Annotated in this window: 15 protein-coding genes and 1 pseudogene; 7 read left to right on the forward strand and 9 right to left on the reverse strand. The window is 27.0% G+C overall.

All coding sequences use genetic code 11. The annotated features are described in order from the left end of the window. From rpmF to Q0J69_RS05660, 8 genes and pseudogenes are all read right to left on the reverse strand, one after another. Complete coding sequence (gene rpmF / locus Q0J69_RS05625) at positions 1–195, reverse strand: 50S ribosomal protein L32 (protein WP_014489261.1); 195 nt, start codon at positions 193–195, stop codon at positions 1–3. A 139-nt stretch (positions 196–334) separates the two neighbouring features. Beyond that, a complete protein-coding gene (locus Q0J69_RS05630) occupies positions 335–1,324 on the reverse strand; it encodes an ABC transporter substrate binding protein (RefSeq protein WP_297205000.1) in 990 nt (329 codons plus the stop codon). A gap of 44 nt (positions 1,325–1,368) precedes the next feature. After that, positions 1,369–2,013, reverse strand: coding sequence for a tRNA (guanosine(46)-N7)-methyltransferase TrmB (trmB, locus tag Q0J69_RS05635; protein WP_297205002.1), 645 nt, complete (start codon positions 2,011–2,013; stop codon positions 1,369–1,371). A 437-nt stretch (positions 2,014–2,450) separates the two neighbouring features. Beyond that, positions 2,451–2,683 (reverse strand): annotated as a pseudogene (locus tag Q0J69_RS05640) (type II toxin-antitoxin system HicA family toxin). After that, entirely contained in the window at positions 2,680–2,889 is a 210-nt protein-coding gene (locus Q0J69_RS05645; RefSeq protein WP_297205004.1) for a type II toxin-antitoxin system HicB family antitoxin, read from the reverse strand. Before Q0J69_RS05645 ends, Q0J69_RS05640 begins: the two are co-directional and overlap by 4 nt. A 67-nt stretch (positions 2,890–2,956) precedes the next feature. Then, positions 2,957–4,651 (reverse strand): tetratricopeptide repeat protein, encoded by a 1,695-nt coding sequence (locus Q0J69_RS05650; RefSeq protein WP_297205005.1) that lies wholly within the window; start codon positions 4,649–4,651, stop codon positions 2,957–2,959. A 151-nt stretch (positions 4,652–4,802) separates the two neighbouring features. Further along, complete coding sequence (locus tag Q0J69_RS05655) at positions 4,803–5,927, reverse strand: tetratricopeptide repeat protein (RefSeq protein WP_297205006.1); 1,125 nt, start codon at positions 5,925–5,927, stop codon at positions 4,803–4,805. Between the two features lie 435 nt (positions 5,928–6,362). Beyond that, positions 6,363–7,505, reverse strand: a complete 1,143-nt coding sequence (locus tag Q0J69_RS05660; RefSeq protein WP_297205008.1) for a hypothetical protein — start codon at positions 7,503–7,505, stop codon at positions 6,363–6,365. 118 nt (positions 7,506–7,623) lie between these two features. Here Q0J69_RS05660 and Q0J69_RS05665 point away from each other — a divergent pair, with 118 nt between their 5' ends. From Q0J69_RS05665 to Q0J69_RS05695, 7 genes are all read left to right on the forward strand, one after another. After that, positions 7,624–8,649, forward strand: a complete 1,026-nt coding sequence (locus Q0J69_RS05665; RefSeq protein ID WP_297205009.1) for a hypothetical protein — start codon at positions 7,624–7,626, stop codon at positions 8,647–8,649. 23 nt (positions 8,650–8,672) lie between these two features. Then, on the forward strand, positions 8,673–8,987 hold the full coding sequence (locus Q0J69_RS05670) for a cell division protein ZapA (RefSeq protein WP_297205010.1): 315 nt from the start codon (positions 8,673–8,675) through the stop codon (positions 8,985–8,987). 26 nt (positions 8,988–9,013) lie between these two features. Continuing rightward, on the forward strand, positions 9,014–10,573 hold the full coding sequence (locus tag Q0J69_RS05675; RefSeq protein WP_297205011.1) for an NAD(P)-dependent oxidoreductase: 1,560 nt from the start codon (positions 9,014–9,016) through the stop codon (positions 10,571–10,573). Positions 10,574–10,580: 7 nt separating this feature from the next. Beyond that, positions 10,581–11,903 carry a DNA methyltransferase gene (locus Q0J69_RS05680; RefSeq protein ID WP_297205012.1) on the forward strand — a complete coding sequence of 441 codons (1,323 nt, stop codon included), beginning with the start codon at positions 10,581–10,583 and terminating at the stop codon, positions 11,901–11,903. Beyond that, positions 11,900–12,574: a BsaWI family type II restriction enzyme gene (locus tag Q0J69_RS05685; RefSeq protein ID WP_297205013.1), complete on the forward strand. Its 675-nt coding sequence runs from the start codon at positions 11,900–11,902 to the stop codon at positions 12,572–12,574. Before Q0J69_RS05680 ends, Q0J69_RS05685 begins: the two co-directional genes overlap by 4 nt. A gap of 28 nt (positions 12,575–12,602) precedes the next feature. Beyond that, positions 12,603–13,550 (forward strand): EFR1 family ferrodoxin, encoded by a 948-nt coding sequence (locus Q0J69_RS05690; protein WP_297205014.1) that lies wholly within the window; start codon positions 12,603–12,605, stop codon positions 13,548–13,550. Between the two features lie 65 nt (positions 13,551–13,615). Further along, complete coding sequence (locus Q0J69_RS05695) at positions 13,616–14,506, forward strand: hypothetical protein (RefSeq protein ID WP_297205015.1); 891 nt, start codon at positions 13,616–13,618, stop codon at positions 14,504–14,506. A gap of 70 nt (positions 14,507–14,576) precedes the next feature. On the opposite strand, the gene Q0J69_RS05700 is transcribed toward Q0J69_RS05695, so the two are convergent. Beyond that, entirely contained in the window at positions 14,577–16,094 is a 1,518-nt protein-coding gene (locus Q0J69_RS05700) for a restriction endonuclease (RefSeq protein ID WP_366030294.1), read from the reverse strand. Between the last annotated feature and the right edge of the window lie 19 nt (positions 16,095–16,113).

Genomic DNA, 16,113 nt, shown 5'->3' on the forward strand with positions numbered 1-16,113 from the left:
TTATCCTGCATTTTGAGTTTTTGGTGCCTTTACTACTCTATCTTTATAAAATCCGCATTCAGGACATATTCTATGCGGCATTCTTTCTGCTCCGCATTGAGGACATATTGACAAAGAACCTAAAAATCTTTTATCATTAGCTGCTTGTCTTGATCTTTTTTTCGCTTTCGACTTTCTATGCTTTGGTACTGCCATATTTATTCTCTCCTTAAAAATTTATTACAGACAATTATAAAAAATTAATATAATTGTCGCTATTGTACAATATAAAGTTTAAGCTATCATACTATAAAGTATCAATTTTGTCAAGCTAAATTAACATAATACAAAGATTCTATTTCCTTAATATATTACCGTTGCTTATCATAATATATCTTTTTTCTAATATTTCTTCTGTAAAATTTATATTACATAACTTGGCTGCATCTGTATTAAGAAGCAGTCTGTAAGCATCTTCTACTTTAACAAAATCTATACCATCTGTACTGCCGTTATTATCAATAACTTTAGAAAGTAATAAAGCTAATTGTCGGCCTAAATAATAATAATTAAAATCCAAAGAAAATAAAATACCAACATTCAAAGCTGACTCCAAATCGGTATTTATCATTGGTATTGCATATTTATCACATATAAAATCTATATTATATATATTATCATTTATGTATTTTTCACGTGCCAAATATAAATAATCTATATTTTTTGAAGTAATCATTCTTTCTACATCATTAATATCATCATCTTCTTCAATTATTAAGGGATAATAATTAATATTACTGTTTGAACAATAATTCATAAGTTCATCAGATACATGCGGAGAAATCCTTGAATGCTTTGAATATAAATATGCAAAACTGCTTACTTTTTTCGTTGATATTATATCCAAATATTTAGTAATATCCAAAACCCCATAAACTCCAGTTATATTATTATTTTGAATCTTACTCTTTTTTATAGATTCCAATGAATGAGGATCTAAACATCCTGCAAATATAATAGACTGCGGAACTATTACATTCATAGATACCAAAGCAGCATTTTCACCCATTACTATAGCTATAGTTGAATTATCATCTCTAACCTTGTTGGCTATTTCTATAATAGATAAATCATCTCCATTTGATGTATAAAAATTCATATGAACATCCAGATTATCTAAATGTATCTGATCAAGAAAGCCTTTTTCTATAGAATCGAATTTTCTTGTATTATTTTCCTTAATTATACTTATTATAACTTTATCGCCGAATGACTCTTCATCAGTACATGATACAAAAATTAAAGATGCCATCAAAAAAAATATAGATTTAATAAATATGTTCATCAAACTCAAACCTAAAAAATATTTTTATTTCTCATTTCTTTTTCTTATTTTTTACAATGTGCAAAGAAATATATATTATGTCCAATAGCCCTCATTTTCTCCTCATACAATGTAACTCCATACCCATCAAGTTTATGAACATAATCATTATCCAAAATATTATTAAAATTATTAGATTCTTTATATATTGGATTCATTATTTCCAATGCATAATTATCATCATCTGTAACAGAATAAAATATACCGTCATCTTTAAGAAGCGGATGCATTTTATTAAGAAACTCTTTATTAAAAATTCTTCTATGGGCATGTTTTTTCTTAGGCCATGGATCTGGGAAGTTTAAATATATTTTATCAAAAAAATACTTATCTTTTAAATATTCATCTATAACCTTATTAGCTTCTCCGAATATAATAGTAAGATTTTTTATATCTCTTTTATAAGCCTTTGAAACCGCCTTTTTAGCAGCCTTATAAGAATATTCAAGTCCGATAAAATATGTATCTTTATTATTCATAGCAAGTTCCACTATAAATTTGCCGTTGCCTGAACCTATTTCAAGTTCTTTTGTTTTATAATCAGAAGTTCTTTTTAATAATTCCTCAGATATGATGCTTTTATCTTCTGTATTAAATTCATCCAGTAAATATTTGCTTAATATTTCATCATCAAGATTTAAACTTCTCAAGTATATTCTCCTAATATTTTACTTGAATGATATATTAGTTAATTTTAATGTCAATACAGCACGCACGTACAATAAACTTATATATATAATTTAAATTGTATTTATAATTAATTTACATATTTGATTTAAATTTTGCGTGCGGGCTAGAAGTTCTAAATTTAAAAACCGCTTGGGCGGGCGTTATCATTACAATAGAAATTATAAAGAATAATAAAACAAAAATAATAAAATGAAATTAAAAGTCTATAGGGCGGGCAAATGTAATATAGTTTTAAAACTAAAAATACATACCCCGCCCTTTATTCTTTACTGCTTTATTTTGAAATTCTAATTCTTATTATTTTACTGCCTAATTAGAAAAAGCATACCCGCCCAAATGCTTTATAATTTATAATTTTGTTCACATTGTGTAAAAAGTTTATTTTAAGCTGATTTAATTATAACTTGATTATTAAATCATTATATTTATCTATATCTAAATTGATTTCATTAGTATTTTACGCATTAAAGGTCTTGATATCACTTTACTTGAATGAAAAGGAAGTACTGTACATCTTCCGTCTTTATGTTTATAGAATACATGACTTCCTTTTTGCCTATCCTTCATGAAACCTAATAGCAATAAAAGTTTTTCAACAGTTTTAGCATCTTTTAATATAAGTTTGCTCATACTAATTCTATTTCTTCAATTTTGACAAATTCAGGTATAGTATTGATTTCATCACTATCCATTTCTTCAAGACATAAATCTAAAACTTCTTTTAACTTTATATATAATTCTTCCAAAGTATGAGCCCCTGCTATTGAAGGAATATATCCGACATATACATCGGTTTCTTTATCGTACTCTATATATGCAAAGAATTTTTTATTCATAAGTTTAGCCTCTTGTTAATAAGCATATTATAACAATAATTAGCATAAATTACCAGCGATGCTGTATTTATCTCAATCCATATTCATTTTGAATATTTTTTATATTTTCTCTAGCTGTATCGTTGTTAGGGTCTAATTCTAAAGCCTTTTTATAATCTTTCAATGCCTCTTGATACTGCCCTAAATTCTTTTTAGACACCCCTCTATTATTATAAGCGGCACTATAATTAGGGTCTATCTCTATAGCTTTATCATAGTCTTTTATAGCTTCTTCATACTGTCCTAGATTTTCTTTAGATATTCCTCTGTTATTATAAGCGGCACTATAATTAGGGTCTAGCTCTATAGCCTTATCATAGTCTTTTATAGCTTCTTCATACTGCCCTAAATTACCCTTAGCATTTCCTCTATTATAATAAGCATCACTATCATTAGGGTCTAGCTCTATAAACTTATCATAGTCTTTTAAGGCATCTTCATACTGTCCTAGATTTTCTTTAGATATTCCTCTGTTATTATAAGCGGCACTATAATTAGGGTCTAGCTCTATAGCCTTATCATAGTCTTTTATAGCTTCTTCATACTGTCCTAAATCATCTTTAGCATTTCCTCTGTTATTATAAGCATAACTATAATTAGGGTCTAGCTCTATAGCCTTATCATAGTCTTTAATAGCTTCTTCATACTGTCCTAAATATTTTTTAGCATTTCCTCTATTATTATAAGCGGCACTATCATTAGGGTCTAGCTCTATAGCCTTATCATAGTCTTTTATAGCTTCTTCATACTGTCCTAAATCATCTTTAGCATTTCCTCTGCTATAATAAGCGTTTCTATAATTAGGGTCTATCTCTATAGCCTTATCATAGTCTTTAATAGCTTCTTTATACTGTCCTAAATTACCCTTAGCATTTCCTCTGTTATTATAAGCGGTACTATTATTAGGATCTATCTCTATAGCCTTATCATAGTCTTTAATAGCTTCTTCATACTGTCCTAAACCATATTTAGCAAGTCCTCTGTTATTATAAGCGGCACTATTATTAGGGTCTAGCTCTATAGTTTTACTGTAATATACTATAGATTCTTTATATTTTCCTTCCTCATAAAATTTATATGCCTTATCAAAATAATATCCTGAATCTTTGCCAGAGTCATTTTCTATTAATGAATTATTATTAATAAAATTATGAATATCTAAATCGTTTTCAGTTCTTTTTAATGCCTGCTTGGCTTCATTATAATTTGGGTTTAATTCTATAGCCTTTTTATAATCATCTATTGCCTCATTATAAAGTCCAAGCTCAGCTCTTAAATCGCCTCTTTCCTTATAAAGCTCAAAATCATCATCTGATTTTTCAATTAGTTTATCAAATCTTTTTAATTGTTTTATATCTCTTTCATCTGCATTATTAAACTTATTCTCATCATAAGAAAAATAGCTGATAAAATCTGTATATGTATAATAATCTTCTTCATTTACATCAGGCATAACATAAACTAAAGAAGATATATTGGCACTAAATTTCATTATTCTGTTAAGCTCATCATTTAAAGTTTTTATCATGCCGTTAAATTGATTAAAGTTAGAATACCCCCCTGCATCAATGCCGTCTAAAAAAGTTTTAGCACCATTTACATATTGTTTGGTTTCCGCTCTCAAATCTTCTCTTACATCTTTGAATCTATTTTTCTCAAAATCTTCTAATTCTTTTTTACATCTCTCTACATGTTTTTCAAAAAAGTAGTTAATAACAGACATATAAAATTCCTAGTATAAAATTATTTATATTATAATACAAAACTTAGTTAAATACTAGAATAATACAGTATAGAACTTTTTCTATAATTAAAATTCAGTTTATAATTGTTTTGATTATAAGATATTATTATGTGTTTGTAAGTTTATTAAATTAATATTGAATATTTTTTATATTTTTTTTAAATAATTTATTGTTTGGATCTAATTCTAATGCCTTTTCATAATCTTTCAATGCCTCTTGATACTGCCCTAAATTCTTTTTAGACACTCCTCTATTATTATAAGCCAAACTATAATTAGGGTCTAACTCTATAGCTTTATCATAGTCTTTGATAGCTTCAAAATCTTTCCCTAAATAATTTTTAGCATTTCCTCTACTATTATAAGTGACACTATTATTAGGGTCTAGCTCTATAGCCTTATCATAATCTTTAATAGCTTCTTCATATTGTCCTAAATAATCTTTAATATTTCCTTTGGCAATATAAGCCAAACTATTATTAGGATTTAACTCTATAGCTTTATCAAAAGATTTTAATGCTTCATTATGTTTTTTGGCATTATTATAATTAATACCTTCTTTATAAAATTCTTCGCTATATTTATTTAATATATTTATAGTTTTTATATTTTGATTTATTTCATATTCTGTATTTACCATTTCTATATTAGAGTTAGTTTTGATTTCTGTATTAATAGTTTTTGTATTTGTTAGTTTTTTATTAATTTCTTCCAATGCTTGTTTAGCTTCTCCATAATCCGTATTTAATTCTATAGATTTTTTATAATCATCTATAGCTTCATTATAAAGTCCAAGCTCAGCTCTTAAATCGCCTCTTTCCTTATAAACTTCAAAATCATCGTTTATTTTTTCTAAATACTTATCTAGTAATTTTAAATATTTTATATCTCTTTCATCTGCATTATTAAACTTATTCTCATCATAAGAAAAATAGCTGATAAAATCTGTATATGTATAATAATCTTCTTCATTTACATCAGGCATAACATAAACTAAAGAAGATATATTGGCACTAAATTTCATTATTCTGTTAAGCTCATCATTTAAAGTTTTTATCATGCCGTTAAATTGATTAAAGTTAGAATACCCCCCTGCATCAATGCCGTCTAAAAAAGTTTTAGCACCATTTATATATTGTTTGGTTTCTGTTCTCAAATCTTCTCTTACATCTTTGAATCTATTTTTCTCAAAATCTTCTAATTCTTTTTTACATCTCTCTATATGTTTTTCAAAAAAGTAGTTAATAACTGACATATAAAATTCCTAGTGTAAATTTATTATATTATAATACAAAAAATAATTTAATACCATAATAAATAATGTCAAAATTACGCACGTTAAACTAAATTTCATATACAGCAAAAACTAAAATTCACAATATGCATATATTTTAATTTCTCTCTGCGTGCGGACTAATACATTATAAATTTAAAAAAACTCTAGGGCGGGCATTATAATTACAATAGAAATTATAAAGAATAATAAAACAAAAATGACAAAATGAAATTAAAAGACTATCAGGGTGGGCAAATGTAATATAGTTTTAAAACTTAAAATACATACCCCACCCTTTATTCTTTACTGCTTTATCTTGAAATTCTAATTCTTATTATTTTACTGCCTAATTAGAAAAAGCATACCCACCCAAGTGATTATTAGATTTTAAAAATTTATTTAACGTGCGTTTAATTAAAATACAGCCTTCATAGCTATATAATACCTTCCGTCAGTAGAACCCTGAAAACCAAAATACACAGGATCAAATTTAACATAAGCACTGTACTCAAGACAAAATAAATCTTTGCTCTTATCAAATCTCCTGCCGTAATGATTATCATCATCATAATTAACAGGTATATAAAATAAAGGTCTGATAGCAAGATTAAGCATTTTCCATTCAAGCCCAAGTTCAAACCTTAAATAATGAGCATCATTATCTCTCCAAGTATACTCTCCAAGCATATTAACCCATAACTGCCTGTCAAGTAAAGGAAGCCTTCCCATAGCTGATAATTGAACCAAATGATGAGTATAATCATTGTAGTAGAAATTTTCGTAGTTTTCTGGAGAAAGAGAATTATTTTTATTGTACTGATACAAGAACTGGGCTCTAAAATAATCACCGTTTATTTTTAGTAAAACAGCTAAAGGATTAGAATCTTCTGAATACCCTTGAGAATATGATATCTCATAATAATACCCTATAAAACCAGCCCTAAAACCCATTTCATTTTTAACTCTAGGCAAATACCAATGCGGAGCAAATGCTGCTGACTCGCTGTCTACAACAGAAGGAAGAAGCATGAATGTAGAGCCGTTAATATCATTAACTGCCTTCATCCTAAATGATAATAATATTCTAGTTAATGTTACTGTTTCTATACCAGCATCATATAACCCTATACTTCCAGAAGCATTATTTTTACTGAAAACATCAAATTTAGAAGTCATTGTTACAAAAGGAGTAGCTGAAAACATCCAGTCAAAATGAAAACTCTTGCCAACAGACAAATACATATTAGGCATGCTGAAATGTCCGCTTCTTAAATTCACTCCTATTAAAGTATTCATGTGAATCTCTATAGTTGAAAGCTCATATAGAAGTCTTGATGAATATGCTGTTTTTACTACGCTTTCCCTCTTATGGCTTTCATGTATATAATCAAAAGGCATATAGCTCTCTGTAGGTCTTACAGGCTCTAATCCTATATAAGGCCAAATAGTTACTATATTCTTAAGCATCTTCTGATCTTTTTCAGTATATGGGGATTGGGCATATATTATGTTTAAAGAATAACATACAGAAAATATTATTATAAAAAGCTTTTTCATAATTATTTATTTTATTGTTACTTTATTATTAATATTATAATTTTATCATATAAATAAAAAATTGACAATTGAATTTATATGTGATATAATTTTAAATAGCTTTTTTGGGGGGAAAAAATTGAAAGAGTTCACTATTTTAGAAGAAAAAATTAAAGATTTCTTAGATGAATATCAAACCGTATCATCAGATAATAAAGAGTTACTACAGATAATAGAAAATCTTAAAAATGAAAAAGAACAGTTAAATATCAGTCTAAATAATATTAAAGATACTCTTAATTCTATAAAAGAAGAAAAAACAATACTTGAAGCTGATAAAAGAAACGTTACTGATAATTATAACTCCATAAAAGAAGAAAAAGATAATCTAATAAAACAATTAGAAGCTACAAGAATAGAAAGAGATACATTAAAATCTAATTTGGAAAGTATTGAAAAAGATTCTGAAACATTAATAGAAGAAAATGATAATGTAAAAAAAGCGTTAGAAAATGCTAATAAAACTATAGAAACTCTAACAAAAGAAAATGAGCAGTTAAAAGAAAATCTAAGTATTCTTATAGAAAAAATAGATAGTGTAAGAAAAATTAATGATATAAAAAGAACTCATAGTCAAATAGTTAATAATAATAATCAAGTAAAAGAAATAAAAGAAGAAATCAATAATATTAAAGAAGAAGTTAAAACAATAGAGAAAGAAGTTAAAACAATAGAGAATATAGATAGTATGGAGAAATCAGAAAAAGCAGAAGTAATAGAAGAAGATATTGATCCGTTCAGTGATAATGATAATAATATATTTGATAATGAATATGAGGAATACAAAGAGAGTGCTTCTGATGTAAAAGAGATTAAAGAAGTAAAAGAAATCAAAAAAGAAGAAACTATAAAAGAAATTAAGACTGCTTCTAATATTAAAGTATCAGAAGATGAAGATCCTTTTTCAAATGCTTCCGATTCCAGCTGGGATAATGATATAAAAAAAGATGATGAAAAAAAGCAGCAAGAAGAAGTAAATAATAAAGAAACAGAATCAAATCACAGCAAAGAAGATAATTATGAGTTTGATATAAACGAAGACGATCAATATATGTTCGGCGATGATGATGAAGAAGATTTCTTTTTTGACAATGAATCAAAATAATATATTAAAATAGGTAAATAATTATGAATAATTCTTTAGAGGTTACGATATACGGCAGAACTTTAAATATAAAATCTAATGAGGAAAACTCTGAGTATTTAAAAGAGCTTGCTGATTTCGTAAATGAAAGCATGAATGATATAGCAGAGCATTACGGCAGCAATTATCCAAGAGATACTATAGCAATACTGGCATGTCTTAATATAGCAGACCTTTTAAAAAGAGAAATAGCGAGCAGCAAAGCAGGAAGAGATACATTATCAGCTCTTAAAGAAAGTATAGCATCAAGAAGCAATGAACTTATAAAACTTATAGATGAAACTAAAGGCATTCAATAATCACTTTTATAAAAAAGGCATTAAAAATGAAATATAATATAGCATTAACAGGTGCAACTGGAAATATGGGTCTTGAAACATTAAGACAATTAATGGAGATAAAAGATATTAAATTAGTAAAGGTACTTGTAAGAAAAGAAAGTCAAAAAGCAGCTGATAAATTCAAAAGACAGTATGGAGATAGAGTCGAAATTATTATAGGATATTTATATGAAAGAGATGACTGCGAAAAACTAATAAAAGACTGTCATTATGTACTTAATCTCGCTGCAGTTATACCTCCTAACTCTGATAAATATCCTAAACTTGCACATCTAACTAACTTTGTAGGTGTTAAGCATATAGTTGATATAATAGAAAAAACGTCTAAAGAAAATCGTCCTAAACTTGTTCATATATCAACGGTAGCTCTTTATGGAAACCGCAATGAAAAACACCCTTGGGGAAGAGTTGGTGATCCTTTATTAATAAGTCCTTATGATGCATATTCTTTTTCAAAATTAAAAGGAGAAAGATATGTTCTAGATTCATCATTAGAAAATAGAGCTATAATAAGACAAACTGCCATGCTTCATAATAGAATGCTTACTGACAATATGAGTGATGGGCTTATGTTTCATACTTGCTATAATGCTCCTCTTGAATGGGCTACTGCGAGAGATAGTGGGCTTTTAATGAAGAGAATTATTGAAGAGGATATAAAAGGAAAATTAGATGATTATTTTTGGAAAGGCTGTTTTAATTTGGGAAGCAAGGCTGAAAATAGACTTGTTGGATACGATACTTTTAATGATGGATTCAAACTCATTGGGGGATCTACAAAAAAATATATGAAGCCTAATTGGAATGCTACAAGAAATTTTCATGGGCTTTGGTATTATGACGGATACAAATTAGAAGAATTATTTTCTTATCAGAAGGAATCCGTTACAGATTATTGGAATGAAATAGGAAAAACTCATTGGTATTATGCTTTCGGTAAACTTGTGCCTCCTTCTATAATATCATTTTTTGCTATACAAAGGCTTTTATCTCACCCTAATTCACCTACATATTGGAGAAAAAACGGAGAGAAAGGAAAAGTTATAGCGACTTTCGGAAGCGAAGAGGTTTTTGATAATTTGCCTAAAAAATGGGAAGATTTTAATCTGCTTTTTGAAAATAAAGATTCTAAAGGCAATTATATAGATTATAAGGCTTTGCTTGATATAAATAATGCCGAACTTCTTAATCATGGCTATGATGAAAGCAAAAAAGACAGCGAAATAGATTTAGATGATTTGAAAAAGGCAGCAGAGTTTAGAGGAGGCAAACTTTTAAGCACTAGTATGACAAAAGGAGATTTGCATACAAAATTAAGATGGGCTTGTACTGAAGGGCATGAATTTGAGGCTTCTCCATTTACAGTTATAAAAGCAGGTCATTGGTGTATGGAATGCATGCCGGACTATACTTGGAACTTTGACATTCTTGCTAAAAAAAATCCTTTCTTTGCTCAGGTTTGGTATGATTCTCATGAAAAAGATGAGAATATGCTTTATTATTTTGACGAGGATTTTAAGGCTCATTATAAAAAGGTCGATTAATTTGACAATGTATAATGATGTTATATCCTACAATATAAAAGATTTTAGTTCTATTTCTTTAGACTATTCTTGGTCTTTTTCCGATAAAACTATAAAAGATACAGCATATATTACGCATAATTATTATACTTATCCTGCTAAATTTATTCCGCAGTTAGTTTCAAGGCTTATAAATACCTATACAAAAGGAAAAGAACTAGTTGTTGATCCTTTTATGGGAAGCGGTACCACTATTATTGAAAGTATTGTAAATAAGAGATATGCATGCGGAGTTGATATAAATGAAATAGCGTATCTTATATCTAAAGTGAAAACTACGCCGCTTGATATAGAATTGCTAAAAAAAGAATATCTAATATTAGAAGAAAAATTTACAAATTATAGTGTATTAGTAGAAAAAGATATTTTAGTAAAAGCAAAAAATATTGTACCTGAAAATGATAGAATAGATTATTGGTTTAAGCCCAAACAAAAAGAAGAATTATCTCTAATTTTTTATTCTATATTTGAAATAGAAAATATAGATATAAGAGATTTTTATCTTGCGGCATTTGCTCAAATATTAAAAACAGCTTCTATATGGCTTCAAAAAAGCATAAAGCCTACAAGGGATATGAAGAAAAAAGAGCAAGATTGTTATAATTTATTTTTATGTCAGGCAAAAAGAATGATAAAAAGGCATGAAGTATATAATACCATGCTTGATAAAGATTTTATTTCTGATATAAATAAATATAGAAAAATAAAATGTGGGGATTCTAGGTTTTTGCCTTTAAAAGATGAAGAGGCTGATTTTATTGTAACAAGCCCTCCTTATGTAACTAGCTATGAATACGCAGATTTGCATCAGCTTCCTTCATTATGGTTTGGATATTTGGATACTTTACCAGAGTTTAGAGAAAAGTTTATAGGAAGTAGTTATAAAAATAGGGATGATATAGATAATATTGATTTAAAAAGTAATATAATCATTGAAACCATAAATAAATTTTCAAATAATAATAAAAAAAAGATAAGAGAAATAAAAAATTATTATGCTGATATGCTTGAAAGTTTTATTGAAATGAAAAGGGTATTGAAATCTGGAGGAAAGGCTGCTATTGTAATAGGAAATACTCAATTTAAAAATGTTGATATATTGAATGCAGAAATTTTTTGCGAACAAATGCTTAATATAGGCTTTAAAGTTTTTGATATTATACATAGAGAAATACCTTCAAAAATGCTTCCTTCTACTAGGGATTCTTCCACAGGAAGATTTGCTAAAACTTCATCTATGGATAAGTTGGTTTATCCTACTGAGTATATTTTAATTATGGAGAAAGTATGACATTTGAAGATTTGATAAATCTTTACGAAGACAAGAAAAAAATATATAGAGATAATACTTATAAGTATATTTCAGATATTTTAAAAGAAGCCAAAGAAAAACATAAACAATTTGCATTGCATAATGGCATAACTGATACAGAACAATCATGGAGAGCTTTTAAAGGTAAAAATCTTGAGAAAATGATAGAATATATTATTACTGATGAAGTAAAAAAAATTGGATTATCTATAATAAATGGTAATAAATTAGAGAGAAAAAAAATTTTTGAAGACAAAACTTTAGATTTACTAAAAAGAAATTTATGTGTAGATTATGGAGAGTATAGACTTCATTTGCCAGATATTGATATAATAATTTATGATGAAAAAACTATTGAAATAATATCTGTACTTTCAATAAAGGTTACTTTAAGGGAAAGAATAGCACAAACTGGTTATTGGAAATTAAAGCTCATGCAGTCATCTGTTACAAAACATATAAAAGTATTATTCATCACTTTAGATGAAGATGAAACTTTATCTAAAAAGAAGCCTGCTAAAAAAGGTCGTGCTATTGCTGAGATAGATACAGATGGATGTTATATACTTACAGAAAATAATGTGGAAGAAAGTAAGAAAGTCAAATTATTTTCTGATTTTATTAATGATTTAACAAATATGATAAAATAATAAAACAATTAAAAATGGAGTTAGATACATGGAAAATAAAAAGGCTGTAATATATTGTTTTTCTGGTACTGGAAATACTGAGAAAGTTGCTAGAGAGTATAAAAAAATATTTGAAGAAAACGGCATTGAAACTTTACTTTATAGTGTAAGCGATAATTTTGATAATATGCCTAATATTAGAGATTATGATTATGCTGGTATTGCTTATCCTATTCATGGTTTTAATGCTCCCTACCCTATTTTTGACTTGATAAAACTTTTTCCTAAATTTGATAATGAGAAGAAAAAAATATTTATTATAAAAACTTCAGGAGAGCCTCTAACTATTAATAATATATCTTCAGAGCCTTTAATGGCAAGACTTAAATCAAAAGGCTATATTCTTACTAATGAATATCATTATGTAATGCCTTATAATATAATATTCAGACATACCGATGAGTTTGCTGCAAAGATGTGGAAGACAGCTAAGGCTTTATGCGTTATAGAGGCTAATGAGGTTTTAGACGGACGAGAAAGTTTTTTAAAGAAATTTCCTTTCGGCAGATTTATAGCATTTTTATTTAGAATAGAACACCCAGCTATGAAAGTTAACGGACATTTATTTAAAGTAAAAAAAATATGTACACATTGTAATTTATGCGTTAAGAAATGTCCTGTTAATAATATTTATAATGATGAAAAAGGAGATATTAAGTTTAAAAATAAATGTGTAATGTGTACAAGCTGTGCTTTCAGATGTCCTGTTGATGCTATAACTATAGGCATACTTAATGGCTGGAGAGTTAATGGTGCTTATAAATTTGAAAATCCTCCTACAGGTGTAAAAAGCAAACATGATGCTTACTGCAAAAAGGCTTATGAAAGATATTTTGCTGATGCTGATAAAAAAATACATAATTACAGCGATAATGCTGAAGATAAATACAGACAAAAATTATACTATAAAAATATAGAAAATTATATCAATTCTTAATATTAATGTTCTAACGCTTTTTTTATAATTTCCGAAAAATATAAAAAATAGTTTTGGAGCAGAAAATGATTAAGAAGTCATTGTTAACTTTAACAGCGATATTATTAGTTTTTTCAATATCATGTAAAAAACCAGATCAGAACAGTATCGAAGAAAATTATATAAATGAAATAGAAAAAGAATATCAGAATTCTCCAAGTAATGATGTTGTGGTGGAAACAAATAATGGAATAGATAATAATAGCAGTACAGTACAAAATAATAATAAACCTACTCAAAATACACAAGTAAATAGTAATAATAATAATTATAATACTGCTCAGACACAGATATACGATTATAATACAACTCCTAAAAGAAGACCTATAAAAGCTACTATAGACACTTTTTACAGCCCTTGGACTTCTAAAGATGATCCTTTGATAATTAGAGAAATAAGAGTTATGATAGCAAATAAAGAATATACTCAGGCTCTAAACTATATAAATAAATTAGATTTTAATAATTTGCCTTCTGATGTTGATGTAGGGCATTTATATCAATTTAAAGGCATTGTTTATTATTTTCTATCTAAAAGCAATAAATCAAATATAGCATTGGCAGATGAATGCTTTAAACAAGTTGCTGGAATAACTAAAATAGAAAAATTCAAACCTCTTTCATTATTATGGAATGGAATGCTTTATCAAACATATTCTACAGATGAAAATCAATTAAAAGAAGCTATATCTTTATTTGATAGAGTTATTACAGAATATCCTAGAACAAGATTTGCTAATGATGCTGTATTTTATAAGGCTGTTACAATGAAAAAATTAGGAATGCCTGAAAATGAATACAATGATTTATTCTTATCAATAAAAAGAGGCGGATTTGTTGATACTTTAGTGTTCTCACAAGTTATTAATGATTATGTTCCTGCTAATGATTTAGTTGATAGAGAAATGTTAAAATAAAAAATATTTATTTTATTATAAATATAAAAACAGCAATAGTACTTAATTAATACTACTGCTGTTTTTTTATTTATAAATTTTCATCCTTAAGCAAATTATTAAATTGATTTCTTGAATAAACTGTAATTTTATCATTATGCGATGCATAGCTTTTAGCACTTTTACTTAATTTGACAGGTACTATTAAAATGCCATTTTTTGCCCCCGCTTCATTAACCATCATAAGAAAATCTCTAATCATTAATTCTCCAATCTCAACCTTTTTCCAACGCTTAAATGATATCAAAGTAATATCTTTCTTATTTCCTTTAACATGATAAGTTAAATAATTAACTTCATCGCCGTAATCAGTATTTGCTACATTATCGGTATATTCCTGTATTATAGAATAAGCTAATCTTGAACGTATTATATTCTGACATAATTTCTTAAAATCCACCTTATTCAGATTATATATTTTATCAACCTTTTTGACAATTCTTAAATCCATTTCATTATTATGAGTATCATCTATTTTCAATTCCTCCAATATCTTTTCTATATCCATAGTTTTTTCAACATCTACTAATGATACTATATAATCTATATCAATGAATGAACCCTCCCAAAAATCAATAGCAGCTTCCCAGTTTTCAATATCTTCTTTTTCCACATATTTTTCATAATTATCATTTTTAGAATTATCCAATTTCATTGCATTTCTAAGTTTATTAAGCTGAGATGTAGCGTTATTTATTTCTGACAAATACTTAAGTATACTGTCAATATTATAAACTTTAAGTTCAGGTAAATTAAAACTATTTAAAATCTCAAATGATCTTATAGAAAATCCCATATCTTTCAAAAAATACGAATAAAAACAATAGTCCAATATCAAAGTATAATAATTTTTATCATAATTATTAATCTTATATTTAATATATATCTTATCATACCATTCCTTAAACTTTTCATTATCAATAACTTTATATAATATGTATAAGTATATTTTATCAATATAAAATACATGGTTTTCATCATTATTTTTTTCTATAAGAATCTGCTCAACAAAACTCCTAGCAATATTAAGCTCATCAGATAATATATACATTGATATCAAACTTTTCTGCAAATTAGACAATTGTGCATAATCATCGCAGTCTTTATCTTTATATATTCTTTTATACAACTCCTCCAAAAACACAATACATTTCTTATACTCTTTTGTTTTAAAGAAACAGAAAATAGCCGTCTTAATATCTTCTATACTAAAATCATTCTTTGAAAGCAAAGCCTTATTAAAATAATCACAAGCTAATAAATAATTGCCCTCTTTTCCAAGTATATTTCCAACTTTTATAGCATAAATAGTATTATTAGTATCTAATCTGCTGATTTTTATTGTATACTTAAAAGACATTTCTTTATTGCCCAAGTCATTATAGTAATTCTCTACTTTTTTGCAAAAATCAATTTCTTCTTTACTCTCAAAGAAAGATGCATTTAAAAGCTCTTCATACATCTTTACAGCTGTTTCCATATTACCGATTTCATCTTCAAGCAAAGCTAATTGATACATAGTTACATAATCTTTTGGATTTGCCTCCAACTGCGTTCTTAATTTATCA

Source organism: uncultured Brachyspira sp. (assembly GCF_944388875.1).
Taxonomy (GTDB): domain Bacteria; phylum Spirochaetota; class Brachyspiria; order Brachyspirales; family Brachyspiraceae; genus Brachyspira.

Bases quoted from the DNA above. Each gene is read 5' to 3' on its own strand.
- rpmF (WP_014489261.1), bottom strand. From the start codon at position 195: ATGGCAGTACCAAAGCATAGAAAGTCGAAAGCGAAAAAAAGATCAAGA.
- Q0J69_RS05630 (WP_297205000.1), bottom strand. From the start codon at position 1,324: ATGAACATATTTATTAAATCTATATTTTTTTTGATGGCATCTTTAATT.
- Q0J69_RS05645 (WP_297205004.1), bottom strand. From the start codon at position 2,889: ATGAATAAAAAATTCTTTGCATATATAGAGTACGATAAAGAAACCGAT.
- Q0J69_RS05650 (WP_297205005.1), bottom strand. From the start codon at position 4,651: ATGTCTGTTATTAACTACTTTTTTGAAAAACATGTAGAGAGATGTAAA.
- Q0J69_RS05655 (WP_297205006.1), bottom strand. From the start codon at position 5,927: ATGTCAGTTATTAACTACTTTTTTGAAAAACATATAGAGAGATGTAAA.
- Q0J69_RS05660 (WP_297205008.1), bottom strand. From the start codon at position 7,505: ATGAAAAAGCTTTTTATAATAATATTTTCTGTATGTTATTCTTTAAAC.
- Q0J69_RS05670 (WP_297205010.1), top strand. From the start codon at position 8,673: ATGAATAATTCTTTAGAGGTTACGATATACGGCAGAACTTTAAATATA.
- Q0J69_RS05675 (WP_297205011.1), top strand. From the start codon at position 9,014: ATGAAATATAATATAGCATTAACAGGTGCAACTGGAAATATGGGTCTT.
- Q0J69_RS05680 (WP_297205012.1), top strand. From the start codon at position 10,581: ATGTATAATGATGTTATATCCTACAATATAAAAGATTTTAGTTCTATT.
- Q0J69_RS05685 (WP_297205013.1), top strand. From the start codon at position 11,900: ATGACATTTGAAGATTTGATAAATCTTTACGAAGACAAGAAAAAAATA.
- Q0J69_RS05690 (WP_297205014.1), top strand. From the start codon at position 12,603: ATGGAAAATAAAAAGGCTGTAATATATTGTTTTTCTGGTACTGGAAAT.
- Q0J69_RS05695 (WP_297205015.1), top strand. From the start codon at position 13,616: ATGATTAAGAAGTCATTGTTAACTTTAACAGCGATATTATTAGTTTTT.